The sequence below is a fragment of the Pseudarthrobacter sp. MDT1-56 genome (assembly GCF_059383555.1).
On record NZ_JBWZCK010000009.1, the window covers coordinates 192747 to 218275 of the forward strand.

At 68.5% G+C, this 25529-nt stretch carries 24 protein-coding genes; 8 read left to right on the plus strand and 16 right to left on the minus strand.

Translation table 11 applies throughout. The features are described 5' to 3' along the window. Window positions 1–48 precede the first annotated feature (48 nt). The 6 genes from AC50YC_RS14050 to nirB all read right to left on the minus strand — a co-directional run bounded on the left by AC50YC_RS14050 (window position 49) and on the right by nirB (window position 7104). Window positions 49–306 carry a hypothetical protein gene (locus AC50YC_RS14050; protein WP_494954109.1) on the minus strand — a complete coding sequence of 86 codons (258 nt, stop codon included), beginning with the start codon at window positions 304–306 and terminating at the stop codon, window positions 49–51. Window positions 307–368: 62 nt separating this feature from the next. Next, window positions 369–1079 carry a deoxyribose-phosphate aldolase gene (gene deoC, locus AC50YC_RS14055; RefSeq protein WP_494954110.1) on the minus strand — a complete coding sequence of 237 codons (711 nt, stop codon included), beginning with the start codon at window positions 1077–1079 and terminating at the stop codon, window positions 369–371. A gap of 74 nt (window positions 1080–1153) precedes the next feature. Further along, window positions 1154–2014 carry an FAD-dependent oxidoreductase gene (locus AC50YC_RS14060; protein WP_494954111.1) on the minus strand — a complete coding sequence of 287 codons (861 nt, stop codon included), beginning with the start codon at window positions 2012–2014 and terminating at the stop codon, window positions 1154–1156. A gap of 148 nt (window positions 2015–2162) precedes the next feature. Then, complete coding sequence (locus AC50YC_RS14065) at window positions 2163–3362, minus strand: uroporphyrinogen-III synthase (protein WP_494954112.1); 1200 nt, start codon at window positions 3360–3362, stop codon at window positions 2163–2165. Between the two features lie 5 nt (window positions 3363–3367). Further along, window positions 3368–4402 carry a uroporphyrinogen-III C-methyltransferase gene (gene cobA / locus AC50YC_RS14070; RefSeq protein WP_494954113.1) on the minus strand — a complete coding sequence of 345 codons (1035 nt, stop codon included), beginning with the start codon at window positions 4400–4402 and terminating at the stop codon, window positions 3368–3370. Window positions 4403–4404: 2 nt separating this feature from the next. Next, window positions 4405–7104: a nitrite reductase large subunit NirB gene (gene nirB / locus AC50YC_RS14075; protein ID WP_494954114.1), complete on the minus strand. Its 2700-nt coding sequence runs from the start codon at window positions 7102–7104 to the stop codon at window positions 4405–4407. A gap of 269 nt (window positions 7105–7373) precedes the next feature. Between nirB and nirD the strand changes: the two genes are divergently transcribed. Then, window positions 7374–7751 carry a nitrite reductase small subunit NirD gene (gene nirD / locus AC50YC_RS14080; protein ID WP_494954115.1) on the plus strand — a complete coding sequence of 126 codons (378 nt, stop codon included), beginning with the start codon at window positions 7374–7376 and terminating at the stop codon, window positions 7749–7751. A gap of 16 nt (window positions 7752–7767) precedes the next feature. Here the strand turns inward: nirD and AC50YC_RS14085 are convergent, their stop codons facing one another. After that, a complete protein-coding gene (locus AC50YC_RS14085; RefSeq protein ID WP_494954116.1) occupies window positions 7768–9513 on the minus strand; it encodes a phospho-sugar mutase in 1746 nt (581 codons plus the stop codon). 137 nt (window positions 9514–9650) lie between these two features. Here AC50YC_RS14085 and AC50YC_RS14090 point away from each other — a divergent pair, with 137 nt between their 5' ends. Beyond that, complete coding sequence (locus AC50YC_RS14090) at window positions 9651–10127, plus strand: RrF2 family transcriptional regulator (RefSeq protein WP_494954156.1); 477 nt, start codon at window positions 9651–9653, stop codon at window positions 10125–10127. Window positions 10128–10131: 4 nt separating this feature from the next. Here the strand turns inward: AC50YC_RS14090 and AC50YC_RS14095 are convergent, their stop codons facing one another. Next, window positions 10132–10950, minus strand: coding sequence for a purine-nucleoside phosphorylase (locus AC50YC_RS14095; RefSeq protein WP_494954117.1), 819 nt, complete (start codon window positions 10948–10950; stop codon window positions 10132–10134). 117 nt (window positions 10951–11067) lie between these two features. Here AC50YC_RS14095 and AC50YC_RS14100 point away from each other — a divergent pair, with 117 nt between their 5' ends. Further along, window positions 11068–12483, plus strand: coding sequence for an NAD(P)H-quinone dehydrogenase (locus tag AC50YC_RS14100; RefSeq protein ID WP_494954118.1), 1416 nt, complete (start codon window positions 11068–11070; stop codon window positions 12481–12483). 19 nt (window positions 12484–12502) lie between these two features. Beyond that, window positions 12503–13228, plus strand: a complete 726-nt coding sequence (locus AC50YC_RS14105) for a hypothetical protein (protein ID WP_494954119.1) — start codon at window positions 12503–12505, stop codon at window positions 13226–13228. Between the two features lie 54 nt (window positions 13229–13282). Here the strand turns inward: AC50YC_RS14105 and AC50YC_RS14110 are convergent, their stop codons facing one another. Then, window positions 13283–14740 carry a benzaldehyde dehydrogenase gene (locus tag AC50YC_RS14110; RefSeq protein WP_494954120.1) on the minus strand — a complete coding sequence of 486 codons (1458 nt, stop codon included), beginning with the start codon at window positions 14738–14740 and terminating at the stop codon, window positions 13283–13285. 179 nt (window positions 14741–14919) lie between these two features. On the opposite strand from AC50YC_RS14110, the gene AC50YC_RS14115 reads away from it, so the two are divergent. After that, window positions 14920–15459: a flavodoxin domain-containing protein gene (locus AC50YC_RS14115; protein ID WP_494954121.1), complete on the plus strand. Its 540-nt coding sequence runs from the start codon at window positions 14920–14922 to the stop codon at window positions 15457–15459. 21 nt (window positions 15460–15480) lie between these two features. Here AC50YC_RS14115 and AC50YC_RS14120 read toward each other — a convergent pair whose 3' ends face one another. The 3 genes from AC50YC_RS14120 to AC50YC_RS14130 all read right to left on the minus strand — a co-directional run bounded on the left by AC50YC_RS14120 (window position 15481) and on the right by AC50YC_RS14130 (window position 16708). Beyond that, window positions 15481–16173 (minus strand): hypothetical protein, encoded by a 693-nt coding sequence (locus AC50YC_RS14120; RefSeq protein WP_494954122.1) that lies wholly within the window; start codon window positions 16171–16173, stop codon window positions 15481–15483. A 66-nt stretch (window positions 16174–16239) separates the two neighbouring features. Then, on the minus strand, window positions 16240–16554 hold the full coding sequence (locus AC50YC_RS14125; protein WP_494954123.1) for a hypothetical protein: 315 nt from the start codon (window positions 16552–16554) through the stop codon (window positions 16240–16242). Then, the gene (locus tag AC50YC_RS14130; RefSeq protein ID WP_494954124.1) at window positions 16520–16708 is read right to left on the minus strand and encodes a hypothetical protein; all 189 of its coding nucleotides are present in this window, start codon (window positions 16706–16708) and stop codon (window positions 16520–16522) included. Before AC50YC_RS14130 ends, AC50YC_RS14125 begins: the two co-directional genes overlap by 35 nt. A 276-nt stretch (window positions 16709–16984) precedes the next feature. Between AC50YC_RS14130 and AC50YC_RS14135 the strand changes: the two genes are divergently transcribed. Both AC50YC_RS14135 and AC50YC_RS14140 read left to right on the plus strand, forming a co-directional pair. Then, on the plus strand, window positions 16985–17245 hold the full coding sequence (locus AC50YC_RS14135; RefSeq protein ID WP_494954125.1) for a hypothetical protein: 261 nt from the start codon (window positions 16985–16987) through the stop codon (window positions 17243–17245). 172 nt (window positions 17246–17417) lie between these two features. Continuing rightward, the gene (locus tag AC50YC_RS14140) at window positions 17418–17681 is read left to right on the plus strand and encodes a hypothetical protein (RefSeq protein ID WP_494954126.1); all 264 of its coding nucleotides are present in this window, start codon (window positions 17418–17420) and stop codon (window positions 17679–17681) included. A 37-nt stretch (window positions 17682–17718) separates the two neighbouring features. Here AC50YC_RS14140 and AC50YC_RS14145 read toward each other — a convergent pair whose 3' ends face one another. From AC50YC_RS14145 to AC50YC_RS14155, 3 genes are read right to left on the minus strand one after another with little or no spacing between them, the layout of a single operon-like run. Continuing rightward, window positions 17719–19275: an FAD-dependent oxidoreductase gene (locus AC50YC_RS14145; protein ID WP_494954127.1), complete on the minus strand. Its 1557-nt coding sequence runs from the start codon at window positions 19273–19275 to the stop codon at window positions 17719–17721. Next, window positions 19272–21479 carry a molybdopterin oxidoreductase family protein gene (locus tag AC50YC_RS14150; RefSeq protein WP_494954128.1) on the minus strand — a complete coding sequence of 736 codons (2208 nt, stop codon included), beginning with the start codon at window positions 21477–21479 and terminating at the stop codon, window positions 19272–19274. Before AC50YC_RS14150 ends, AC50YC_RS14145 begins: the two co-directional genes overlap by 4 nt. Window position 21480: 1 nt before the next feature. After that, on the minus strand, window positions 21481–22917 hold the full coding sequence (locus tag AC50YC_RS14155; RefSeq protein WP_494954129.1) for an MFS transporter: 1437 nt from the start codon (window positions 22915–22917) through the stop codon (window positions 21481–21483). A 288-nt stretch (window positions 22918–23205) separates the two neighbouring features. Here AC50YC_RS14155 and AC50YC_RS14160 point away from each other — a divergent pair, with 288 nt between their 5' ends. Next, a complete protein-coding gene (locus AC50YC_RS14160) occupies window positions 23206–24618 on the plus strand; it encodes an MFS transporter (RefSeq protein WP_494954130.1) in 1413 nt (470 codons plus the stop codon). A 155-nt stretch (window positions 24619–24773) separates the two neighbouring features. On the opposite strand, the gene AC50YC_RS14165 is transcribed toward AC50YC_RS14160, so the two are convergent. Continuing rightward, on the minus strand, window positions 24774–25505 hold the full coding sequence (locus AC50YC_RS14165; RefSeq protein ID WP_494954131.1) for a glutamine amidotransferase: 732 nt from the start codon (window positions 25503–25505) through the stop codon (window positions 24774–24776). Window positions 25506–25529 lie beyond the last annotated feature (24 nt).

Genomic DNA, 25529 nt, shown 5'->3' on the forward strand with positions numbered 1-25529 from the left:
CTGAAGCTCCGGAAGTCCGGAGCTTCAGTCGTTTAAGAACAGGTGTGTTTAGAATTCGCCCGCGGAATCCGAGCGGCCGGTGACGGTCTGGGGAATCCAGAATGCCAGGGCGAACAGGCCGAGGCAGACGGCCATCGGCCACGGGTTGCCCAGCGTCAGGAAGCTCAGCGAGTACAGGGATGCGAAGAAGAGGACCATCATCACGGCGAACAGGACGACGCTGGAGCCGAGGCTGTTCTCGTTCTGCGGCGTCGTGCTGGCAGTCTCGTTCTGCGGCGTCGTGGCGGTGGTGATCTTGCTGGACATTCGTTCCTCCTCGGCCCCGTGGGGCTCAAAACTGTGGCGGCTACGGTTGTATCGGATAGCAGTCAGTACGCGGAGGAACCCTGTTCACCCTTGACGATCGCGATGCCGGAGCTGGCGCCAATTCGTGTTGCACCTGCAGCAATCATAGCCTGTGCGTCAGCGAGTGAACGCACCCCGCCCGAGGCCTTGACGCCCAGGTCCGGGCCCACGGTGCGGCGCATCAGCGCGACGTCCTCGGCGGTCGCCCCGCCCCCGTTGAAACCAGTGGAGGTCTTCACAAAGTCGGCGCCCGCCGCCACGGCCGCCTCGCAGGCCAGCACCTTCTGGGCGTCGTCCAGCAGCGCCGTCTCGATGATGACCTTCAGGATGGCGCCGCCGTCGTGCACGGCCTCGGCGACGGCCGTGATGTCATCGACCAGGGCGCCCTTGTCGTTGGCCCGGGCCGCGGCAATGTTGATCACCATGTCGACTTCCTCGGCACCGTCCAGCACCGCGCCGCGGGCCTCGAAGGCCTTGACGTCGCTGGGGGTGGCGCCCAGCGGGAAGCCGACTACGGAGCACGTCAGCACACCGGAGCCCTTCAGGGCCTTCTTGACCGTCTTGACCCACACCGGGTTGACGCACACGGACTTGAACCGGTACTCGGCGGCCTCGGCACAGACGTTGAGGATCTCGGCCTCGCTTGCCTCCGGCTTGAGCAGGGTGTGGTCAATGTAGGAGGCAATGTTAGCGGGGGTGGTGCTTCCGGCAGTCGCGGCGGCTTCGTTGCTCATGGGGTCCCTTCGTGGCTTCTCAGGTGTCCATCTTGCCACAACAGGCCTCCCTCCGGAGGGCGTCCGCGCCGGGTTCAGGCAGCCTCGGCGAGGGGCTCCGCGAGTCCGGCCCGGAGCAGCTGGGAGGCGCAGACCGAGGCGGCGGAGGACGCGGCCACCAGCAGTCCCAGACGGACGCCGTCGAACACGGCGGCATCCCCGATGGCCCAGATTCCCGGGACGGACGTGCGGAAGTCACGGCCGATCACGATCCCGCCCTGGCGTGCCGTCTTCAGGCCGGCGCTGACCGCGAGGGCGTCGCGGGCAATCGGCTCCTCGGCCAGAACCACAAGGTCCCCGGCCATGCTGGAGCCGTCCTCGAACACAATCCCCGCGGCTGCGAGTGCCGAACCGGCGAGGGTCGGAACGACGGATGCCGGCCGCTGGGTGGTGCGGATAGGGCTCACGCCGCGGGCGCGCAGCACGGCCTCGGCCTGGCCCGCGGCCGTCCCCGTGCCAACCAGGATGCCCAGCGGACGCCGGCCCAGGACCCGGGTGACGTCCTTGACGGCCTCGCCCAGCCGGGCGGCGTCGTCGATGGTGGAGTAGTTCAGGCACCGGCCTTCCCCTGCTAGCGGCGTGCCGGCGGGGGAGGACCCGGTCGCGATGACCAGCTGGTCGTAGCTGAATTCCAGTCCGTCCGCCGTGGTGACGTAGCGGCTGTCCGGGTCGATGTAGCTCGCCGGCTGGCCGAAGCGGACGGACACCTGCGGGAGGGCGGCGAGTTCCAGCAGCTCCTCGGGGGCGTCGTCCCGGTTGCTGAGCATCGTGATCCCGCCGGCGAAAGGGGTCCGGGTGAGCTGGCGGACGAGGGCCTGCGCGGCAGGGCCGGCCCCGGCGATGACGATCCGGGGCCGGGTCTGGGAATCGGCGGAAACGGTGGGGGTGGCGGACATGGTGAGGCCCTTTCGCTGGTGGCCCGTGGTGTGGCCTGACTGCTTGATGAACCCAGCGTAGGCGGGTGATCTTTCCGGCGTGTTTCCCCGGTGTTGCGGGATTTTCGCCGCCCGTTCGCCAATGTTTACCCGCCAGTAATGCCGTGGGTCACACCCTGATCCGGTAACCGCGTTTCACCACGGTTTCCACGAGCCGGCCGTCCGGCAGGGCGGAGCGCAGCCGGCTGACCGTCATGTCCAGGGCATGGACCGAACCGCGGAGTTCCAGCAGTTCGGACAGCGACTCGCGGGACAGCACCGCGCCGCCGGCGCCCATGAGGGCCCGCAGGAGCAGGAGCGGGGCGGGAGCCAGCTCCACGGACTCGCCGTCGATCCGCAACGAGCGGCCACGGAGTTCCACGCGGCCCGAGACCGTGTCCAGGCGGCGGACGTGGTTGAGGGCAAGGTGCTCCACAACAAGCCGGATCAGGGCGCCCATCCGGAACCGGTCCGGGACCAGCGGCTGCAGTCCGGCATCAATGAGCGGCTGCGCCGTGATTGGGCCGACCACGGCGGTTGCCACCGTGGTCTTCAGGCTCTCCACGAGCTGCTGGTACAGGCCCATCTCATGCGCGGTGCTCCACATGGCATCCACTGCGGGGGCGCTGGTGAAGGTCAGCACGTCCAGGTTGCCGCTGCACGCGGCCTCGATCAGCCGCGGCAGCCGGTCCGCGCCGTCGGGTTTGACCCAGCGGTACGGGGTGACGGTCAGGACCGTGGCGCCGGACATCCGGAGGCGTTCGAGCTGGCGCACATCGGTGTAGCCGTGCAGCTGCACCGCGACGGTCTTGCCGCGCACCCCCTCGGCCAGGAGCATGTCCACCAGTGTGGCGGTGGTTTCGTCGCTGCTGATCCCGACGTCGGCCAGTCCGGCCGCGCGGACGGCGCCGCGGGCCTTGGGCCCGCGGACGAACATCCGGGTGGCGCCGAGGGTTTCCAGCAGCTGCTCGCCGATCCCGAAGGTGTCCGCCGCCTCGCACCAGCGCCGCATGCCGTAGGCGGTGGTGGCGATGCACAGCTCGGGTCGTGCAGCGATGATGGCCCGGGTGTCCTCGATCAGGTTCACGTCCTCCTGAACGGGCGCGATCTTCAGCGCCGGCGCATGCAGCACCTCGGCGCCGCGCCGTTCCAGGGCCTCGATCAGGTCCTGGGACCGGCGGTGCGAGGTCACCCCGATCCGGAAGCCCTCCAGCGGCAGCTCCGCAGTTACCGCGACAGGATCCGCGATGGTCTCCGCCGCGGCTGCCGGCGTCGGGTCGGGGCTGGGGCCGGGCAGCCCGGCCGGGGCGATCGCGTTGAGCGCGCTCACGGCCTTCACGCTCCCATCAGGGACGCGGCGAGGCGGTCCAGCTCGGCTTCGGCTTCCGCGCAGCCCCGGTTGGCCTCGGCCACCCGGACGACGTCGCCGATCACCAGTACGGCGGGGTTGCTGCACTCCGCAGCAGCCGTCGTGATGGTGCCCAGCTCGGCGATGGTGGTCCGCTGGCCGGGGCGGTAACCGCGCTCGACGACGGCCATCGGCATGTCCGCGCGCATCCCCGCCCGGCGCAGCCCGGCGACGAGCTGGTGCAGCGTCCCGATGCCCATCAGTACCACGATGGTCCCGCCCAGTCCGGCGAGGTGCATGTGCTCCTTCTCGGTCAGCGGGGCGTGGCCGGAGACCACCGTGAACATGTGGCTGACCTCGCGGTGCGTCACCGGGATCCCGGCCGCAGCCGGGACCGAAATGGCACTCGTCACGCCGGAGATCACCCGGACGGGCACACCGGCCTTTACGCAGGAGGCCACTTCCTCGCCGCCGCGGCCGAACACGTACGGGTCGCCGCCCTTGAGCCGCACCACGTTCTTCCCGGACAGGGCAGCGTCCACCATGAGGTCCTCGATACCGGCCTGGCTGACCGGGTGGTGGCCGGGGCGCTTGCCCACATCCACCAGCTCGGCCGTGCTCAGCGCGGGCAGCTCCTGATACGGGGCCAGCCGGTCGTAGAAGACGACGTCGGCGTCCCGCAGTGCCTTGACCGCGGCGACCGTCAGCAGCTCGGTGGTTCCGGGACCGCCGCCGACCAGGGTGACATGGCCGGCGGGGCCGGCGGCAGGTTCCACCGCGACCGGGATGCCGGTTTCGCGGCAGCGGTCCAGCAGCGCCTCCCAGCCGGGCTGGCCGTCGTCGACCGCGGCGACCAGGAAGGGACGCTCCGGCAGCGGGCCGTCGTGGCGGGCACCAGCCGGGCTGCTCAGCCGGGAGACGACGGCGCCGGCCGCCCGGTAGCGGCGGACTGCCTGGCGGGCGGCGGTGTCCGAGCCGGTGACAAGGACTTCGCGTCCGGTGAGATTGATGCTGAGCTGCATGGTTATACCTCGTTCTTGTCGCTTGCACGGACCGGGATGCTGGCGGCGAGCAGTACCGGTTGCTGGCTGGCCAGCGCCTTTTCCTCGGCGGTGGCGGGGCGCATCTGGCCGCGCTCGTCGGGGACGAAGGTGATGGAATCGTCCTTCTGGTCCGGGGCGTTGACGAAGGACCGGAACCGGCGCAGGCGTTCGGGATCCTTCAGCGTGTCAGCCCACTCGTCCACATAGGTGTCAACGTGCTTGGCCATGGCGGCTTCGAGGTCCTCGGCGATGCCCAGGGTGTCATGCACCACCACGTCCTCGACGTGTTTGATGCCGCTGGCAAGCTCCTCCTGCCACCGCGCCGTGCGCTGCAGGCGGTCCGCGGTACGGATGTAGTACATGAAGTAGCGGTCGATGTACTTCAACAGCGTTTCGTCGTCGAGGTCCTTGGCCAGCAGCTGGGCGTGCGCCGGGGTGGCACCTCCGTTGCCGCCGACGTAGAGGTTCCAGCCATCCGCGGTGGCGATCACGCCGACGTCCTTGCCGCGGGCTTCGGCGCATTCCCGGGCGCAGCCGGAGACACCCATCTTGAGCTTGTGCGGGCTGCGGAGGCCGCGGTAGCGCAGCTCCAACTGGATGGCCATGGCCACCGAGTCCTGGACCCCGAAACGGCACCAGGTGGAACCGACGCAGGACTTCACCGTGCGCAGGCTCTTGCCGTAGGCCTGGCCGGACTCGAACCCGGCGTCGACCAGTTCCTTCCAGATTTCCGGGAGCTGCTCCAGCCGGGCGCCGAACATGTCGATCCGCTGGCCGCCGGTGATCTTGGTGTAAAGGTTGTACTTCTCCGCCACGGCGGCAATGACGCCGAGCTTCTTCGGGGTGATCTCACCGCCGGCGATGCGCGGCACCACGGAGTAGGTCCCGTCCTTCTGCATGTTGGCCAGGGCCCGGTCATTGGTGTCCTGCAGGGTGCCGCGGCCCGCGTCCAGGACGTAGGCGCTGTTCTGGCTGGCCAGGATGTTCGCGATGGTCGGCTTGCAGATGTCACAGCCGGAACCGGTGCCGTACTTGGCCATTACCTCCTCGAAAGAGGTCAGCTCCAGGACCCGGATGGTCTCGAAGAGTTCCTGGCGGGACAGCTCGATGTGCTCGCAGAGGGCCTTGGAGACCTCGACGCCGGACTTGGTCAGTTCCGTTTCCAGCAGCTTCTTGAGCATCGGAACACAGGAACCGCAGCTGGTGCCGGCGCGGGTGCAGCCCTTCAGCTCGCCGAGTTCCCGGACCGGGGCGTTGCCCTCGCAGGCGCCGCAGCCGTTGATGGCGTCGCGGATGCCGCCGGCGGCCACGTTGTTGCAGGAACACAGGATGGCGTCGTCCGGGAGTTGGGTCTCCGGGGCGTCGCCGCCGCCGGCCGCGGTGAGGTAGGCGCCGGGTTCGGCGGCCAGTTCGCGGCCCAGCATGGGGCGCAGGGACGTGTACGGCGTGGCGTCCCCGACGAAGATGCCGCCCAGCAGGGTCTTGGCATCGTCCGTGGTGACAATTTTCTGGTAAACACCGCGGGCCGGGTCGGCGTAGACGATTTCCAGCGCGTGCTCGGTCCGGGCGAAGGCATCACCGAAGCTGGCGACGTCGACGCCGGAGAGCTTGAGCTTGGTGGCGGTGTCGAAGCCCGGGAAGGTGGCGTCGCCGCCGTGCAGCCGGTCCGCGACGATTTCCGCCATGGTGTTGGCGGGAGCCACGAGGCCCAGGCACATGCCGCCGAAGTTGGCGACCTCGCCGATCGCCCAGATGCCGGGGACCTGCGTCTCACAGCCGTCGGAGATCACAACGCCGCCGCGCGGGCCGAGATCAAACAGCGGGGCTGTATCCTCCGCCGCGGTGCCTTCCACCGCCGGGCCGTTGGCGGCGCGGAACAGCTCATCGCGGGGCTTGACGCCGATCGCGACGATCACAAGGTCGGCGTCGATGATGCGGCCGTCAGCCATCAGCACCCCGGTGACCTGGCCGTCGGCGTCGGACAGGACTTCGGAGGGGAACACGCCGCCGTGGACGGTGAAGCCCTTGGCTTCGATCAGGCGGCCCAGGGCCTGGCCGGCGCCCTGGTCCAGCTGGGTGTTCATGAGCCAAGGGGAGCCGTTGATGACAATCGGGGTGGCGCCGAGCTGTTCGGTGCCGGCGGCGGATTCCAGGCCCAGCAGGCCACCGCCGATGGTGACGGCGGTGACCTTGCGGCCCAGCTTCTCCGTCAGTTCGGCGATCGCCTTGTTGATGGCCCAGACATCTTCCAGCGTGCGGTAGACGTGGGTGAGTTCGGATCCCGGGATCGGCAGCCGGGCTGCGTCGGAGCCGGTCGCGACGACCAGTTCGTCATACGGGTACATGGTGCCGGCCGCGGTGGTCACGGTCTTGCCCGCGGTGTCGATGCCGGTCACGCGCTCGCCGGTTCGCAGGGTCAGCGCCTCGTGGTCCCACATCGAGGCGCTGCCCAGGGTGAGGTCGACGTCGGCGTCGGTGAGGGCCCTGCTCAGCGCGACCCGGTCGTAGGGGAGGTGGGCTTCCTCGGTGAGGACGGTGACGTTCCAGCCGTCCAGGCCCCGGGCGTGCATGGCGTCGGCGAAACGGTGGGCAGCAGGGCCGCCGCCGGCAACCACAACGCGGCGCGGTGCTGTGGCGCGCTCTGCGCCCTGATTCTGGGGGCTTGAAGTCTGTCCGGTCACGGTGGGCCTTTCGCATGGGCCGCAGTCGGTGCATCGCGGCCTTCTCAATCGAGGTGTCCACCCAGACTAGGCAAGCGCAGTTTCGCTTCAGTTTCCCTTATGTTTCGTGATCTTAACTTCTGCATCACGGACGCGTTTCCGGCCGGGTGAGGTCTCTTTTACCCGCCGGACACATTAACTGCACGCTGCTGTTACACCCCGGCCCTAGCTTGGGTATATGGCCGCAGGAGCGGCTGAGCCCGGGAAAGATGTATCAGAGAGGGGCCGAAATGACTGCCGTACTTGAGAGCGCAGCACAAAGCTTTGTTGAACACCCCGGCTTCGGGACCGGCTGGCACCGCGTGTGCGCCGTGACGGACCTGGAACCGGCCTGGGGCGAGGCCGCGCTGATCGCGGGGCGGCAGGTGGCGTTGTTCCGCACCGTGTCCGGTGAGGTTTACGCCGTCGGCCAGGAGGATCCGGCCACCGGCGCGCACGTGATGAGCCGCGGAATCACCGGGTCCCGCGGTTCGCGCCAGACCGTTGCCTCGCCGCTGCACAAGGAGGTCTACGACCTCCGGACGGGGGAGTGCCTGGGCACGCCAGCACTGAGGCTCCCAACCTTCGGTACCCGGATTGTGGGCGGGTACATTGAGGTCGAGCTTTAGCGGCTGACCCGGGGCGTTAGAGTCCCAGCGCCTCGCGGACGTCCACCAGGACGGCGTCGAGCGCGGCGCGTGCCTCGTGCCGCGCCTCGGGCAGTTCGGCGGCCGAGCCGACGCTGCGGATGACCTCCAGGTAGCACTTGAGCTTAGGCTCGGTCCCGCTGGGGCGGATGATGATGCGGCTGGAATCCTTCGTCAGGTACAGCAGGCCGTCGGTGGGCGGCAGCTGTGCGCTGCCCTCGGCGAGGTCTGTGACGGTTTCGACGGCGGAGCCGCCAAAGGATTCCGGCGGGCTGACGCGCAGCCGGTTCATCATGGCGTCCAGCAGGCCCAGGTCCGCGACCCGGATGCTGAGCTGGTCGGACGCGTGCAGCCCGTGGACCAGGTACAACTCGTCGAGCGTATCGAAGATGGTCTTGCCGTCGGCCTTCGCCGCCGCCGCGAACTCGGCAATCAGCACCGCCGCGGAGATCCCGTCCTTGTCCCGGACCAGGGAGGGCGCGACGCAATAACCCAGCGCCTCCTCATAGCCGTACAGCAGCCCGGGAACACGGGCAATCCACTTGAAGCCGGTAAGGGTCTCCTCATGCGCGTAGCCCGCCGCGGCAGCGATCCTGGCGAGCAGCCGCGAGGACACGATCGAGTTCGCGAAAACTCCGGCCGTGGTTTCTGCGCTGCCGCCGGCCGCCAGCCGCGCCACGATGTGCGCGCCGAGCAGGGCGCCGACCTCGTCGCCGCGCAGCATCCGCCATGCGCCGGTGTCCGGATCCTTCGCGGCGACCGCAGCGCGGTCCGCGTCGGGATCGTTGGCGATCACAAGGTCCGCCTCCACGCGGGCGGCAGTTTCGAGGGCCAGGTTCAGGGCGCCGGGCTCTTCGGGGTTGGGAAAGTTCACGGTGGGGAAGTCGGGGTCCGGTTCGGCCTGCTCGCTCACCAGGGTGACGTCGGCGAAACCGGCCGCGTGCAACACCGCGACGGCGGTATCGCCGCCCACCCCGTGCATCGGGGTCAGGACGATCTTGAGCCCGCGGGCCGGGAAATGCTCCGGTTTGGCCAGAGCGGCGACGGCGGCCTCGTAGTCGGCGGCGATCGACGGATCCAGTACGGTCCAGCCCTCCGTGGCCAGGACGACGCCGGAGAGCTCACCGACGGCGTCGATTTCCGCCGCGATCAGGGCATCGTACGGCGCCACGATCTGCGCGCCGCGTCCGCTCTCCTCGACGGCGTGGCGTCCCAGGTAGACCTTGTAGCCGTTGTCCTGCGGCGGGTTGTGGCTGGCGGTGACCATCACGCCGCCGTCGCACTCCAGGGCCCGCACCGCATAGGCGAGCAGCGGGGTGGGCAGCGCGGACGGCATCAGGAAGGTTTCGACGCCGGCGGCGGTGAGGATCGCCGCGGTTTCTTCCGCGAAGATGTCCGAGTTGTGCCGGGCGTCGTAGCCGACGACCGCGCGCGGCCGGGTGCCGGGGGCGGCCTGGGCAACGGCGCCGGTCAGGAAGGCGGTGAACCCCGCGGCGGCGCGGCGCACCACGGCGCGGTTCATCCGGTTCGGGCCGGGGCCGAGGGCCGCCCGCAGGCCCGCGGTGCCAAACTGCAGGGTGCCGCTGAAACTGTCGGCGAGCTCCTGGCGTGCCGCCGCGGCGCCGTCGTCGGCGAGCCGGACCAGTTCGGTCAGGGCGGCGGCGGTGGCGGGATCCGGGTCCTGGGCCGCCCAGGACCGGGCGTCGCTCAGCAGGCGGGTGAGTTCGGCAGCAGAAGACGTCATAGGAACAAAACTAGCGTCATTCGCCGCGGATGCCTCCCCCGACAAGCGAGAGGCCGACTTACAGATCAATCACAGACGTCCTGGCCCGCAACCCTTGACAGCCAATTTTCCGGACACGTAGCGTCTGGAATATGAAGATGGGCCGTGGGGTGGAATGGGCCGTACACAGTTGCGTCAACATGGCGTGGACACCGGCCGGCGAAGCGGTCAACAGCGCCCGGCTGGCGGAGTACTACAAGCTCCCGGGCGCTTACCTCAACAAACAACTCCAGGCGCTGGTGCGCGCCGGGATCCTCGGCTCCGTCTCCGGCCCGCGCGGCGGTTTCCACCTGGCACGCAGGCCGGAGAACGTGACCGTCCTGGATATTGTCCTGGCCCTGGAAGGCCCCGATCCGGTGTTCCGCTGCGACGGCATCCTTGCCAACGTCCCGGACTCCGACTCCGAGCAGAACTTCGTCCGGACCTGCCTGATCTCCCAGGCCATGCGCCAGGCCGAACTCGCCTGGCGGCAGGCGCTGGCACGCCAGACCATCGCCGGGATCGCGGATTCGATGGAACGGCGGTTCCCGCAGGACAAGGCAAAAGCGGTGCGCTACCTGGCGCCGGGAAGCTGACGCCTCAGAGCTTCGCGATGATCTCCGCCAGCAGTTTGGAGATGCGCGGGCCCGCGGCCTGGCCGGATTCGAGGACTTCCTCGTGGCTCAGCGGCACCGGGCTGATGCCGGCGGCGAGGTTGGTCACGAGCGAGATGCCAAAGACCTCCATGCCCGCGTGGCGGCCGGCGATGGCTTCGAGCGCGGTGGACATGCCCACCAGGTCCGCGCCGATCCGTTTGGCGTACTGCACCTCGGCCGGAGTTTCGTAGTGCGGGCCCGTGAACTGGGCGTAAATACCCTCGTCCAGGGTGGGATCGACTTCGCGGGCCAGGGCGCGGATCCGTGCCGAGTAGAGGTCGGTGAGGTCCACGAAGGTGGCGCCTTCCAGCGGGGAGGTCGCGGTGAGGTTGATGTGGTCGCTGATCAGCACGGGGGTGCCGGGTGTCCAGTCCTCGTTAAGTCCGCCGCAACCGTTGGTAAGGACGAGGGTCTTGCAGCCGGCCGCGGCCGCGGCGCGGACCCCGTGGACGACGGCGCGGACGCCTTTGCCCTCGTAGTAGTGGGTGCGGGCGCCCAGAACCAGGGCGCGCTTGCCCTCTTTGGTCAGCACGGAGCGGATGGTGCCGACGTGGCCCACCACCGAGGGGGAGGAGAAGCCGGGGACCTCGTCCGCGGAGAGCGTAGCGGTGGTCGCGCCGATCAGCTCGGCGGCGTCGCCCCAGCCCGAGCCGAGCACCAGGGCGACGTCGTGCGCGTCGATCCCCGTCTCTTCGGCGATGTAGTCGGCGGCGGCGCGGGCAGCGTCGAAGGGGTCCGTGTTCAGGAATTCTGTTGTACTCACCGGTACAAGTTATCTTGCCGGCGGCGTGCTGCCCAGCACGCCGCCCCACACCGTGCCCGCGCGGTGCGGTCCCGGATTCTTGGTGGTGCCGGTCCGGATGGTGGACAATGGCTGATTGTGACTACGCATCCCGATTTCAGCTCACCCCGCATCGCAATCCTGGGCGGAGGGCCCGGCGGCTACGAAGCTGCCATGGTCGCCGCCTCCCTTGGCGCGAAGGTCACCATCATCGAACGGGCGGGGCTCGGCGGCTCCGCGGTACTGACCGACGTCGTGCCCTCCAAGACCCTGATTGCCACGGCGGACCTGATGACCCGCGTCGGCGAGGCCGGCGAGCTCGGCGTCAAGTTCGACCTCGACGGCGGCGACTGCACCCCCACGATGCGCGCGGACCTCAAGCACATCAACGACCGCCTGCTGCGGCTGGCCCGGCAGCAGTCCCTGGACATCCAGAAGGGCCTTGAGAAACAGGATGTCCGGATCATGCTCGGCTCCGGCAAAATGCTGGACAGCCACACCATTGAGGTCCTCACCGCCGACGGCACGGAAATCGTCGAGGCGGACGCGATCCTGCTGGCCGTTGGTGCCCACCCGCGCGAGCTGCCCACCGCACGCCCGGACGGTGTCCGGATCCTGAACTGGGCGCAGATCTACAACATGGACGAGCTCCCCGAGGACCTGATCGTGGTCGGCTCCGGTGTGACCGGCGCCGAGTTCGCCTCCGCCTACAACGGCCTCGGTTCCAAGGTCACCCTGATTTCCAGCCGCGACCGCGTGCTGCCCGGCTCGGACACCGACGCCGCCGAGGTGCTCGAAGGCGTCTTCGAACGCCGCGGCGTCAAGGTGCTGTCCCTCGCCCGCGCCGAGACCGTGGAACGCACCGAGGACGGCGTCATCGTCACCCTCGGCGACGGCTCCAAGGTCACCGGCAGCCACTGCCTGGTCGCTGTCGGCTCCATCCCGAACACCGCCGGGATCGGCCTTGAGGAGGCCGGCGTGGCGCTCACCGAGAGCGGCCACATCAAGGTCGACGGCGTCTCCCGCACCACCGCGCCGAACATCTACGCCGCGGGCGACTGCACCGGGGTGCTGGCACTCGCGTCCGTGGCTGCGATGCAGGGCCGGATCGCGATCGCGCACTTCCTGGGCGACAGCGTGACCCCGCTCAAGCTGCACCAGGTGGCGTCCAATATCTTCACCTCGCCCGAGATCGCGAACGTCGGCGTCTCCGAGGCCGAGATCGAATCCGGCAAGTACCAGGCCGACGTCGTGAAGCTTTCGCTGCGCAGCAACGCGCGCGCCAAGATGCGCAACCACAAGGACGGCTTCATCAAGATCTTTGCCCGCAAGGGCTCCGGCACCGTGATCGGCGGTGTCGTGGTGGGTCCGAACGCCTCGGAGCTGATCTTCGCGATCTCGCTCGCGGTCACCCAGAAGCTGCACGTCGACGACGTCGCGAGCACCTTCACCGTGTACCCCTCGCTGAGCGGTTCGATCTCCGAAGCGGCCCGGCGCCTGCACGTCCACATGTAGCACAACGGAGGCGGTAGCCATGCAGAGTCCTCGCACCCTTGTTGAGTCCGTGGAACGCCACCCGGCGCTGCCCTCCGGCCCGGAAGAACGGTTTGCCGGGTACGGCGTGATGGGCGTTCCGTTCAGCTCCGGCTACATCCTGGCCCTGCGGCATTTTCCCGTTTCATCCGTCGGCCCGGGCTACAACTCGGTCTGGATCCGCGACCCTGCCGGTGTCTGGACGATGCACAGCACAGCAGCCCCGAGGTCCTCCTGTCCCCGCTACTTTGGCAGCGCCCTCGGGTCGGCGTCGACCGGCGGGATCTCCATCCGGTGGCGGAACGACTACTCCTTCAGCGTGGAGGTCGGAGACGGCGTGGACCTGAGCTGGGACGTGACGCTGGCCGCGACGCCGATCACCCGGCTCATGTCGGCGGTGGCAGGGTCGGTCCCGGAGCGGCTGTGGCGCAACCGGACATTCCTGCGCGCCATGGGGGCTGTCGCCGGCCCGGTGCTCGGGGCCGGACACATCGGGCTGACGGGCAGGGTGCCCAACGGGCAGATTTTCGGTGCCCGCCCGCGGCAGCTGTGGTTTGTCCGCGAGAGCACAGCGCACTTGCGCGGGCACAACCTGGGACAGGAATCGGCGCAGCCCGTTCAGGACAGGCTCGGGGACTTCTGGATCCCGCAGCGCGGCATCTTCATGATCGGCTCGTCAGTGTTTGAGCCCTTCGACCCCGCCACGCACCTTCCCGCGGAGCACTGAACGAGAAGGGAGGACCCGGCGGCAGCTGCCGCCCGGTCCTCCCTCTTCCGAGCCTTAGAACGGGTACGGGGCGATGTCCGGCCGGACCGTGAGCCACTGGATTTCGGTGAAGGACTCCATGTTGGCGTGGTGGCCGCCGATCCGGGAGCCGTTGCCCGAGCTCTTCATCCCGCCGAACGGTGCGTTCGCCTCGTCGGACACTGTCTGTTCGTTGATGTGGACCTTGCCGGAGTCCAGCTGGTCCGCGATGATCATCGCCATGCCCACATCGCCCAGGATGCCGATCGAGAGGCCGTATTCGTTGCCGTTGGCGAGGGCCACGGCTTCCTCCACGGTGGAGAACTTCATCACCGGGGCCACGGGGCCGAAGATCTCGTCCTTCCACGCCGGGCTGGCCACGTCGAGGTCGGCGAGGACGGTGGGCCGGTAGAAGTTGCCGTCGTGCGTGCCGCCGGCTGCCAGCCGGGCTCCGGCCTGCACCGAGTCCTGGACGATCGTGTCGATCCGGTGCAGCTGTTTCCCGTCGATGATCGGGCCCAATGCCACAGTTCCGCTCTTCGGATCTCCGACCGGCAGATGCGAGGCCTTCTCCGCGAGGGCGCTGACATAGTCCTCGTAGATGTCCTCGTGGACGATGTGGCGCCCGGCGGTCATGCAGATCTGGCCCTGGTGCATAAAGGACCCGAACGCCGCCGCGGAGGCGGCCTTGGGCAGGTCCGCGCCCGGCAGGACGATCAGGGCGTTGTTGCCGCCGAGTTCCAGGTGCGCGCGCTTAAGCAGCCGCCCAGCCGTCTCGCCGATCTTCCGCCCGGCCGCCGTCGAACCGGTGAAGGCGATAACGCTGACCTCCGGTGCCTCGACGACGGCGGCGCCGATGTCGGCCCCGCCCGGCAGCAGGGACAGGAGCCCCGGCGGCAGCCCGGCCTCCTCGAAGATCCGTATCAGCGTGACCCCGCCGCAGACCGCCGTGCGGGGATCGGGCTTGAGCAGCACGGCGTTGCCGAGGGCCAGCGCGGGGGCGACCGCGCGGATGGAGAGGATCAGCGGGAAGTTGAACGGCGCAATCACGGACACGACGCCGACCGGACGCCGGCGGGCGAAGGACCAGCGGTTTTCGTTCGAGGTCAGCACATCCCCGGCCGGGAGGGAGGGCAGCGCCGAGGCGTCGTAGCATTCGTTGGCCGCGATGTGCGTTTCCAGGCCCGCCTTGGGCGGAATGCCGCCGGACTCGCGCACGATCCAGTCCTGGATCTCGGCGGCGTGCTCCTCCCAGAGCATCCCGGCGCGGCGCAGCACGGCGGCGCGGTCCTCGGGGTTCAATTTCGCCCAGTCCTTCTGGGCGGCTGCCGCTGTGGTGGCGGCTTCACGGACATCGTCCACGGAGGCGAGGCCATAGCTGCCCAGCGTCGCGCCGGTGGCGGGCTCGACGGCGTCGGCCGTCCCGCCGCCTCCCGGGCGCCAGCCGTTGAGGTGGATCTTGCCCTCCCAGAGGGAGGCGTCGAGCAGGGACATGTCCTGTCCTTTCGTGGGGGAATACGTCGTACTGCGCCGGCCGGTCGACTGTGAACCGGACCGGAGCCTTCCTACATCACATGCTGTAGGGGCGCCGCCGTCAAGGGTGCGGTGCGCTTTCGGGACGTCGGTGACGTTCGGCCCTACTTCTTCACTGTGGTGCGAGGACACAGTGGAACATGGCCAAGATCTATATCCCCTACGGGAGCGTTGAAGGACAGACCGCCCAGATTGCGGAGTACATGGCAGAGCTGGTCCGGGCCCACGGTCACCAGGCAGAAACGGCGGACCTCAAGCACTCGGAGCACACCCTGCCGGGCGGCTACGACGGCGTCATCGTGGCGGCGTCGGTGCACATGGGGAAGCACGAGGGCTTCGTGACCGACTTTGTGAAGAAGAACCGCGGGGAGCTTGATCGCCTGCCGTCAGCCCTGGTGTCGGTCAGCCTGGCCGTCCACGGGGACGAGCAGAGCGCGGAGGGTTACGTGGAAATGTTCGAGGAGGAAACGGGGTGGCGGCCCGCGCACGTCGGGTTGTTCGCCGGCGCGCTGCTGTACACCCACTACAACTTCCTCAAACGCCAGCTCATGAAGAAGATCACCAAGGACAAAGGGTCCCCTGACCTGGATAGCACCCGCGATTACGTCTACACCGAGTGGGACGGCGTCCGGCGGTTTATCGAGGACTTCCTGGCAGGACTGGCTGCCCCGGCGGGCTAGGGGCAGGCCTGGGGATCAGGATCAGGAGCAGGCGTAGGGCGGGACCGTGTCCCCGGGGGCGAAGGGTTTGAACCAGTGCTCGAAGCCCAGCCGGTCGGCGTCGTGCTCAAGAACGTCCGGGCTGTCCGAGAACAGCGCTTCGCTGTCCGCGTCCTCCAGCAGGACTTCCTCCACCTGCGCCCGCCACTCCTCCGGGAGATCGAGTTCGTAGATGTCCTCGGTGACTTCCGCCTGATCGAGAAGGCACCGGACGGCGAGTTCGGCGGCGAGGCAACCGGGGGCAGTCCAGCCACGGACCAGGGACGCCGTCAGGTCGGCGGCGACGACGATGAACTTCTGGGTGAATTTCGCGTCGTAGCTGCCGGCGAACTGCGGCGGCAGCGAGGACAGCACCGAGGTTCCGGCGATGTCGGGCGGGGTGGCGGCGTCCAGCTTGCTGAGGGTGCCCAGATCACGGAAGAGCTGGTCGATGAGGATGCTCGACGAGTTCCACAGCAGGCCTGCCAGCAGGCGGGTCTGGCGTACGGACTTCTGACAGTCTTCCGCCGGGACGGCGGCCATTTCTTCCAGGTCCTCCGGGTCGAACAGGAGCCGCTGCTCCGGAGTCATGTCATCCGGATGCGGGTCAAGGCCCAGCAGTTCGAGGCTCAGCCCGGTCAGCTTGTCGGCGTCGGTCAGGAGTTCTTCGGTGATGTCGTCGTCGTCGGCGCTCATGGCCCCGATGCTACCCGCCATCCGTTCCCCGCCCGATTCCTGTTACGCAAAGGTTTATGGGCGTCTTCAGGCCGCGGCTGCCCGTGCATTTCCCGACGCCGGACTGCCACTCGCCATCCTGACGGACACGAGATAGACGATCCCGCAGATCAGCGGAACAACGCTTGCCGCCGTGAGCGATGCGATCGGGCCCGACCGTCCGATGATCGCAATCAGCAGCGGCAATACGCCCAGGGCCACGAGCAGCCAGCCGGCCAGCGCGGTACGTTTCAGGCCGAGCACGGCGGCCGGGAAGGAGAGGGCGACGACGCTGACCGCTATCACCGGTCCGTTCTCGCTGATGAATTCACGCAGGGCGGCAGGGTCGAAGGCGAGCCACACACGCCGCGATGAAGGCGGACGCGAGGGCGAGCAACAGGGGAGCGGTCAGGGCCGGCGCACGCCGCTGCGGATCCTTTTCCCGTGCGAGGACAATACCCAGCACGACGGCGACCACTACGATCGCGCCGAGGGCCAGAATGATGGGGACGTTCACGGGGTGCCTCCTGCGGATGTGCCGGTTCTCGGTTCAGTACACGCCGACAGGGGCGGGCCGGCCAAGGGGAGAGAGGCCCGCTTCGCGGCTGGAAAAGTATTGATTGCTCACATATCCGCGCTGCCCGGTAAGTAGGCAATTTTGGGGCGTGAACCGCAGCGAGAACGGGCTGGAGAGTGCCTCCGCGCTAGGGGCCTACCGGATTGGTGCTGTTAATGGTGCAGTTCATATATGTCACCAGGAGCCCTACGTGTCTGGGGTCAATCCTCAACACCTGTGTCCGAAGAAGTGCAGCGGAGATTCAGCCATCTCACTCGCTACATGATGGTCTTCACGCCGGTCATGGTGATCCTGACCCTTCTGCCGATAGATACCGAACCGTGGGTGTGGATCAAAGTGGCCATCCTCGCTACTGGAACCATCATTCTGACCCTATGGGCCACTCGGTTTTCGTTGTGGCAACGGGACGAATACTGGAGGGAACGCGGCAAGGACCCCCGGCATCCCGAGCGCCTGCCGAACCATCCCTCTGACTGATCTCAGCAGTGCGAGTTGTTTCCTCCGCTGTGCCTCAGCTATGTCCGCGCTAACCGCCTTGAAGGCATTCCTGGTGCCGTACCTCCTGGGCCATGGACCCAAGGAAAACCAAAGCACGCTGGACGAGAATGCGAGGCACGGGCTGCCCATGGGCCCTGAGGTGCTAAGAGGTATGGGAGAAGAGGACAACGTGAAGAGCAGCAGAATCATAATGTCGCTTCTGGCTTTGGCGTTCAGTAAGTTGCCAAGGCCGTCCGCCACGCGGCCGTTACGATCACAGAAGAATCTCTCTGGTGACGACCACGCAGAGCGCGGAGACGCGAAGATGTGGTTGACCATCACGCTGGTTTCGGTCGTTCTGATTGGGGTACTTCTGGCGATCTCCGGCCCGGCACTGGCGGCCCTGTTGAGCCAGGTTATGGAAAAATTCGGATAAGAGCCGGAAATTGCCGGTCTATCCGGATTCAGGACCGCTACGCCACGGCCCCCTGAAAGTGCTTTTCGATGATCCCCTTGATGTCGTCATGGCAGCCGCCGCAGCCTGTCCCGGCGCGGGTGGCGCCTGAGACCTCGGCCACCGTCCCGCAGCCGTCGGTCACCGCAGCGGCGATCCTGGTTCCGCTGACCCCCGCGCACCGGCACACGGTGCGCTCGGGGTCGGCGGCGCCGGCGTCGGCCGCATGGTCCGGCCCGTCGAGGCGCAGCAGCAGGGACCGGTCCGCGGGAAGCTCGGCGCCGCGCTCGAAGAGCTGCACCAACTCGGCCGCGGTGCGGGGCATGCCCACGGACACCAGGCCTTCGAGGACCCCGGCGCGGGTGGTCATCTTCACGTAGCGGCCGTGCTCGGGATCGGCCCACTGGGCGATCTGCAGCCTGGCCCGGCCATTCACGGCCCCGGCAGTCAGAGCCTCCTCGTCCCACGGTTCTGCGGACACATCCCCGGCCACTGCCATGTTCATGCCACGCGCCTTGAGCACTACCACGCCCGGCAGCTCCGCCGGAAGCGCCGGCAGCAACTCAGCGTCCGGAGTTCCAGAGGCCAGCAGGGTCAGGTACTCGGCGAGCCATTCGGCCTGCCGCCAGCCCGGGCCCACCAGCCCGGACGGACCGCGCGCCGTCCGGCACTCAGTGCAGTCAGGCTCGGGGCAGCGGACCTCGGCGCAGTCGCCGATCGCGAAGATGTGCGGCTCATGGTGGGCCCGCAACTTGTGGTCCACCAGGATCCCGGCACCGGTGGAGAGCCCGCAGCCCTCCGCCAGCTCGGTCCGAGGCCGCACGCCGCAGGAGAGCACCAGCAGGTCGCCGTCGATCGCGGACCCGTCATCGAGCAGCAGCGCCGAGAAGCCGCCGTCGGGCGCGTTGTGCTCCACTCCGGTGGACCGCGCGTTGCCGGCCACCCGCACGCCGCAGTTCCGCAGGGAAGCCGCGAGCACGGCGCCGCCGCCGCGGTCGATGTTGCGGCCCAGCGGATGCGGGCCGTTGTGCACCACCGTCACAGTGGCGCCCTCCTCGGCCGCGGCGAGGGCCGTCTCCAGGCCCAGCACGCCGCCGCCCAGCACCACCACGCGCTTGCCGCCGGCCACCGCCGCCTGCAGCACGGAAGCGTCGCGCAGGTCCCGGAGCGCAGTGACGCCGGCAGGCAGCACCGGCGCGGCGGGGTCAGGGTTGAGTCCGGTGAGGTTGGGGATCACCGGGCGGGAACCGGTGGCAAAGACCAGCCGGTCGTAACCGGGGGAGGTGCCGTCGCTGAGGATCAGCTGCTGCCGGGCGCGGTCCACGCGGCGGACCCGGACGCCCAGCCGGACGTCGACGCCGTCGGCAACCAGCGCGGCGGCGTCGGAGAGGGCCAGGGCCGACGCCGTGGTCCGGCCGACCCCGAGATCCGCCACGAGTACGCGGTTGTACGCGGCTTCTGCCTCCTCGCCGACCACCGTCAGGTGCGCGAGTCCGCTGCGGACCGCCGGCATCAGCTCGTCGACCAGCCGCGCGGCCACCGGGCCGAAGCCCACAACAACAATGCGCTCAGTCATGACGCACCTTCCTTCTGCAGTTCATTGGCGCGGAGATTTGCGGCGGCGGCCCGGACCCGGACGTGGCTGAACTTGAACTCGGGCATCCCGGAGATCGGATCCGTGGCCGCCTCCGTGAGCCGGTTGGCGCTCTCCAGCTCCGGGAAGTGGAACGGCAGGAACACCGTCTCGGGCCGGATGTCCGTGCTCAGCTCCGCGCGGCAGGACACCTCGCCGCGCCCGTTGGAAATCGAGACGACGTCGCCGTCGGCGATGCCCTGCGCGGCGGCGGCCGCCGGATGGATCTGCAGCCGCGCTTCCGGCTGGGCCGCGGCCAGCGCGGCCACCCGCCGGGTCTGCGCACCGGACTGGTAATGCTCCATCAGCCGCCCGGTGATCAGGGTCATCGGCACGCCGGCCCGGTCCGCGGCTGCGGCGTCGGCGGAAGCAGAAGATGCACGACGGCGGGGCGTCACCGGGGTGAACACCGCCCGCCCGTCCGTGTGGGCGAAGGCGTCCAGGAACAGCCGGGGGGTGCCCGTGCTGCCGGCGGGGTAGGGCCAGTACGCGGCCTCCCCGCGGTCCAGCATGGCGTAGTCGATCCCGGAGTAGTCGGCCAGGCCGCCGGAGGACGCGAGCCGGAGTTCCTCGAAAACGGTCTCCGGATCCTCGCTGAACATTGACGGGGCATCCAGGGCCTCGGCCAGCCGGGTCATGATCCACAGCTCGCTGCGGACCCCGGGCGGGGGAGCGAGGGCCCGGCGGCGGCGGAGCACCCGGCCCTCAAGGTTGGTCAGGGTGCCTTCCTCCTCCGCCCACTGGGTGACCGGAAGGATCAGGTCCGCCTCTGCGGCGGTCTCGGAGAGGAAGAAATCGCAGACCACCAGGAAGTCCAGGCTCCGCAGCCCGGCGATCACGGCGTTGGCGTCCGGCGCGGAAACCGCCACGTTGGCGCCGTGCACGAAGAGGCACCGGACGCCGTCGGGCTGTCCCAGGGACTTCAGCAGCTGCACGGCGGGCAGGCCGGGGCCGGGAATGAGCGATTCCGGCACGCCCCACACGGCGGCCATGTGGGCGCGGGCGGCGGGGTCAGTGATCTTGCGGTAGCCGGGGAGCTGGTCCGCTTTCTGGCCGTGTTCGCGGCCGCCCTGGCCGTTGCCCTGGCCGGTGAGCGTGCCGTAGCCGCTGCGCGCGGAGCCGGGCAGGCCCAGCAGCAGGGCGAGGTTGATGGCGGCGGTGGCGGTATCCGTGCCGTCGACGTGCTGTTCCACGCCGCGGCCGGTGAGGATGTAGCTGCCGCCCCGGCGGGAGCCGTCGGCAAGCCGGCGCGCGGTGTCCCGGATCAGTCCGGCCGGGACGCCCGTGAGGGACTGCACGCGCTCAGGCCAGTAGGCGGCGACGCTGCGGACCAGGGCCTCGTAGCCGGTGGTGCGGGCCGCGATGTAGCCGGCGTCGGCCAGGCCCTCATGGATCACGACGTGGGAAAGGCCCAGCAGCAGGGCGAGGTCGGTGCCGGGCAGCGGCTGCAGGTGCAGGCCGCCGCCGTCGGAGGTAAATGCCGCAGTGGCGGAGCGGCGGGGGTCCACCACGATCAGGCCGCCGGCGTCGCGGGCGCCCTGCAGGTGCTGCACAAACGGCGGCATCGTCTCGGCGACGTTGGAGCCGAGCATCAGGATGCTGCTGGCGGAATCGAGGTCCTCCAGCGGAAAGGGCAGGCCGCGGTCCAGGCCGAAGGCGCGCATCCCGGCCGCGGCGGCGGAGGACATGCAGAACCGGCCGTTGTAGTCGATCCGCGACGTGCCCAGGGCCAGCCGGGCGAACTTGCCCAGCTGGTAGGCCTTCTCGTTGGTGAGCCCGCCGCCGCCGAAGACTCCGACGGCGTCCGCCCCGTGGCGGGCGCGGGTGGACTTCACCGCGGCGGTGATGCGCTCCAGCGCTTCGTCCCAGCCGATCGGGCGGTGGACACCGTCGGCGCCCCTGAGCAGCGGTTCGGTGACGCGGCCGGGGTGGTTCAGCAGCGACGCCGAGGTCCAGCCCTTGCGGCACAGCCCGCCGCGGTTGGTGGGGAAATCCCGCCCGGCGACGTCCAGGAGTGCGGCGGCGGGCTGCTCCGGCACGGGGTCTGACCCCGGCTGGGGAGCCGGGGTCAGAGCCGCTGGGGTGGTGAGCGTCATGGCGCACTGCAGAGCGCAGTAGGGGCAGTGCGTGTCGGCGCCGTTGGTCATGTTAGACGTGTCCCATCGCGTTTCGGTTGGCGTTGCGGATGTAGCAGAACCAGCACACGGCCAGCATCAGGACATAGGCCCCGACGAAGCCGTAGAACGCGGGGGTGTAGGAGCCGCTGGCGCTGTTGGAGGCATTGAGGACCTGCGGGATGACGAAGCCGCCGTAGGCGCCGATGGCCGAGATCAGGCCGAGGGCCGAGGAGGCGAGGCGCTGGGTGGTGACCGTGCTGGCGCCGGACTTTGCTGCCCGGCTGGAGGTGGCGAAGATGATCGGGATCATCCGGTAGGTCGCACCGTTTCCGAAGCCGCTGGCGGTGAAGAGCAGCAGGAACAGGCCCAGGAAGAGCCAGAAGTTCTTCAGCGGCAGGGTCCAGACCATGGTCAGGGTGATGACGGCCATCGCGGCGAAGGCTGCGACGGTCATCCGGGCGCCGCCCATGCGGTCCGCCATGCGTCCGCCGTAGGGGCGGGCCAGCGAGCCGACCAGCGGGCCCAGGAAGGCGAGGGACAGGGCCACGGTGCCGACTCCGATGGAGGAGAACGCCGGGAAGTAGTCCTTGATGAGCTTGGGGAACACCCCGGCGAAGCCGATGAACGAGCCGAAGGTGCCGATGTACAGCAGCGCCATGATCCACAGGTGTGGTTCCTTGAGCGCGGCGAGCGAGCCCGCGACGTCGCCCTTGGCACTGGTGAGGTTGTCCATGTACTTCCAGGCGCCGAACGCGGCGATCAGGATGAAGGGGACCCACATCCAGCCGGCCATGGGCAGGTTCACGGTGCCGGCGGCCAGCAGGGTGATGGCAATCGGGACGGCAAGCTGTGCGACGGCGGCGCCGAGGTTTCCGCCGGCGGCGTTCAGCCCCAGCGCCCAGCCCTTCTCGCGGGCCGGGTAGAAGAAGGTGATGTTGGCCATCGAGCTGGCGAAGTTGCCGCCGCCGAAGCCGGCCAGCGCGGCCACGAACAGCATGGTGCCGAACGGGGTCTCCGGGTTGGAGACGCACAGGGCCAGGCCGATCGAGGGGATCAGCAGCAGCAGGGCCGAGACGATGGTCCAGTTGCGGCCGCCGAAGCGGGGGACCATAAAGGTGTACGGGATCCGGAGGGTGGCGCCGACCAGGCTGGGCATGGAGATCAGCCAGAAGATTTCCGAGGTGGTGAAGGTGAAGCCGGCCGCGGGCAGCTGGACCACCACGATCGACCAGAGCTGCCAGACGACGAAGCCGAGGAACTCGGCGAAGATGGACCAGTTCAGGTTGCGGCGGGCAATGGTGCGTCCCTGGGACTCCCACTGTTCCTTGTTCTCGGCATCCCAGTTGGCAATCCAGCGGCCGGGACGGTACTCAAGGGCGGGACCGCCGAGGGTGGTGCCGGCGTTGGGAGTGGGGGAAATGCCGGGGGAAATGCCGGTTGGGGCATCTGCAGTGCGTTCAGCAGTCACGGGGACCTCCTTGGGGGATGTTGTCCCTCAAAAGTAGGTAATCCGCGTTTCCGGGACCCTCGCCGTTTGTTAACGTGCTGTGACGTTTGCCTATCGGCGCGTTGGTGGCGGGGTGAGGGCCCCAGCGGGGCGTAGTGTGATGACCACCACGTGAGACGAAATCAAACGTCCAAATAGTGGACCGCTTGTCCAACGAGTGGACTTCGGGAACTAATATGTAATCCTACTTATCCCCATCCGGACGGTTTTTCTTCAGCCCCGGTCCGGTCTTCATGAAAGCGCTATTACATGTCATCCACCGCCACTTCCGCAGAGCAGGGGTCCGCCCAGCCGGTGAACTCGCGCGGCCGAGTCATCGTCGCCAGCCTGGTCGGCACCACCGTTGAGTTCTACGACTTCTACGTGTACGCCACCGCCGCAGTGCTCGTTTTCCCCCGGCTGTTCTTCCCCGGCCAGAACGAGACCACCCAGCTGCTGAGCTCGTTCGCCGTGTTTGGCGTCGCGTTCATCGCCCGTCCGCTCGGGTCCATCATCTTTGGCCACTTCGGTGACAAGTTCGGCCGCAAGGGCACCCTGGTGGCGTCGCTGCTGACCATGGGTATTGCCACCTTCCTCATCGGCTGCCTCCCGACGGCGCTCGTCCCGGGCTGGGAGTTCTGGGCGCCGGCGCTGCTGGTCGTCATGCGCTTCGCCCAGGGCCTTGCCCTCGGCGGGGAATGGAGCGGTGCCGCCCTGCTGGCCACCGAGAACGCCCCGGCGAACAAGCGCGCCATCTACGGCACGTTCCCGCAGCTGGGTGCGCCGATCGGCTTCATCATCGCCAACGTGATCTTCCTGGTCTTCAGCTACGCCCTGTCGCCGACGGCCTTCATGGAATGGGGCTGGCGTGTGCCGTTCCTGCTCAGTGCCGTGATGGTCATCATCGGCCTCTACGTCCGGCTCAAGCTGATCGAGACCCCGGCCTTCACCAAGGTCCTGGAGTCCAATGAGGTCGCCAAGCTGCCGCTGGCCCGCGTCTTCAAGTCCAGCTGGCGCAACCTGATCCTGGGCACGTTCATCATGCTCGCCACCTACGTGCTGTTCTACCTGATGACCACCTTCACGCTGACCTACGGCACCCGGGCCTCCAGCCTGGACGCCGCGAAGGCCGCAGCGGAGAAGGCCGGCAAGCCGATGACCGAGGCCGCGGCCGCCGCGTTCGTCCCCGGCCTGGGCTACACCCGCAACGACTTCCTCTGGATGCTGATTGCCGGCGTCGTGTTCTTCGGCATCTTCACCCTGGTCTCCGGCCCGCTGGCGGAAAAGTACGGCCGCCGCAAGATGCTGATCGCCGTGACCCTCGGCATCTTCGCCTTCGGACTGCTCTTCGTTCCGCTGTTCAGCGCCGGTTTCGTCGGCACGATGGCCCTGCTGATCATCGGTTTCTCCCTGATGGGGCTGACCTTCGGGCCCATGGGTGCGCTGCTGCCGGAGCTGTTCCCGACGAACGTCCGGTACACCGGCTCCGCCATCAGCTACAACTTCTCCAGCATCCTCGGTGCGGCCGTGGCCCCGTTCATCGCGGTCTGGCTCTGGGAAATCGGCAAGGGCAGCCCCGTGCTGGTCGGCGTCTACCTCGCCTCCATGGCGGTGCTGACGCTGATCGCACTGTTCGTCAGCAAGGAAACCCGCGACCTGGAGTACACCAACAACGTCGCCTGACGCCCGTTCCCGGGCTGGGGCTGACGCTCCAGCCCGGTTACCGACGAAAAATGCCCGGTGTGTTCACTGAACACACCGGGCATTTCCATGTCTGCGGGAGGGTGCGGGGAAAGGAACCGGGCAGGAGCGTCGGAACACCTGGCAACGGCCCGGGATTAGCGCGCGTAAAGTTCCACGAAGTTCCGCAGGATCTTCATCGATTCCGTGGCCGTGAACCGCCGGGCATCCTCCATCAGCCTTTCGGCGGATTCCGGCGGGAAGTAACCGGCATGGCGGTAAATATCGATCCTGGTGACCAACCCTTGCGCATCGAGCTCGGGGTGGAACTGCGTGGCGTACAGGTTGGACTTGATCCGGAACATATGCACCGGGCAGGCAGCAGAACTGGCCAGCAGCACCGCGTGCGGGGGGAGCAGCGTGCAGGCCTCCTTGTGGCCGGTGAAGGCCGTGAAGCTCTCCGGTAGCCCCCGCAGCAGGGGATCCACCAGCCCTTCTTCGGTCAGCTTGATGGTCACACCGCCCAGCCCTTCGCCGTAGGTCCGGTCGATCACGGCGCCCTGGTGCCGGCCCAGGGTGCCGACCCCGTAGCAGGCACCGAAAAAGGGGAAGTCCGCAGGTACGATCCGGTCCAGCAAGGCCGCGAGCTCGTGCTCCACCCGGTGCTGGACGTCGCTTTTCTGCTCGGCGGGGTCGCTGGACGTGAACGGGCTGCCGCCCACAATCACCCCGGAGTACTCGGAGAGGTCCAGTTGGGGCAGCGGAGCGGCTTCCATCCGGATCCGCCGCAGCTGCGAGGGTTCTAGCCCGCCGTAGCGCAGGTAGGCTTCGTATTCGTCCTCGGCGGCGGCGTCCTCGGCCCGGGAGGCGAGGAGCAGAAATGGTTTCACAGACCAAGTCTGCACGGGCGGGAC

What these genes read in the sequence shown, in the direction of transcription:
- AC50YC_RS14050 (WP_494954109.1), bottom strand. Translation starts at nt 306, where the DNA reads ATGTCCAGCAAGATCACCACCGCCACGACGCCGCAGAACGAGACTGCC.
- deoC (WP_494954110.1), bottom strand. Translation starts at nt 1,079, where the DNA reads ATGAGCAACGAAGCCGCCGCGACTGCCGGAAGCACCACCCCCGCTAAC.
- AC50YC_RS14060 (WP_494954111.1), bottom strand. Translation starts at nt 2,014, where the DNA reads ATGTCCGCCACCCCCACCGTTTCCGCCGATTCCCAGACCCGGCCCCGG.
- cobA (WP_494954113.1), bottom strand. Translation starts at nt 4,402, where the DNA reads ATGCAGCTCAGCATCAATCTCACCGGACGCGAAGTCCTTGTCACCGGC.
- nirD (WP_494954115.1), top strand. Translation starts at nt 7,374, where the DNA reads ATGACTGCCGTACTTGAGAGCGCAGCACAAAGCTTTGTTGAACACCCC.
- AC50YC_RS14085 (WP_494954116.1), bottom strand. Translation starts at nt 9,513, where the DNA reads ATGACGTCTTCTGCTGCCGAACTCACCCGCCTGCTGAGCGACGCCCGG.
- AC50YC_RS14090 (WP_494954156.1), top strand. Translation starts at nt 9,651, where the DNA reads ATGGGCCGTGGGGTGGAATGGGCCGTACACAGTTGCGTCAACATGGCG.
- AC50YC_RS14105 (WP_494954119.1), top strand. Translation starts at nt 12,503, where the DNA reads ATGCAGAGTCCTCGCACCCTTGTTGAGTCCGTGGAACGCCACCCGGCG.
- AC50YC_RS14110 (WP_494954120.1), bottom strand. Translation starts at nt 14,740, where the DNA reads ATGTCCCTGCTCGACGCCTCCCTCTGGGAGGGCAAGATCCACCTCAAC.
- AC50YC_RS14115 (WP_494954121.1), top strand. Translation starts at nt 14,920, where the DNA reads ATGGCCAAGATCTATATCCCCTACGGGAGCGTTGAAGGACAGACCGCC.
- AC50YC_RS14120 (WP_494954122.1), bottom strand. Translation starts at nt 16,173, where the DNA reads ATGAGCGCCGACGACGACGACATCACCGAAGAACTCCTGACCGACGCC.
- AC50YC_RS14140 (WP_494954126.1), top strand. Translation starts at nt 17,418, where the DNA reads ATGGGAGAAGAGGACAACGTGAAGAGCAGCAGAATCATAATGTCGCTT.
- AC50YC_RS14145 (WP_494954127.1), bottom strand. Translation starts at nt 19,275, where the DNA reads ATGACTGAGCGCATTGTTGTTGTGGGCTTCGGCCCGGTGGCCGCGCGG.
- AC50YC_RS14150 (WP_494954128.1), bottom strand. Translation starts at nt 21,479, where the DNA reads ATGACCAACGGCGCCGACACGCACTGCCCCTACTGCGCTCTGCAGTGC.
- AC50YC_RS14160 (WP_494954130.1), top strand. Translation starts at nt 23,206, where the DNA reads ATGTCATCCACCGCCACTTCCGCAGAGCAGGGGTCCGCCCAGCCGGTG.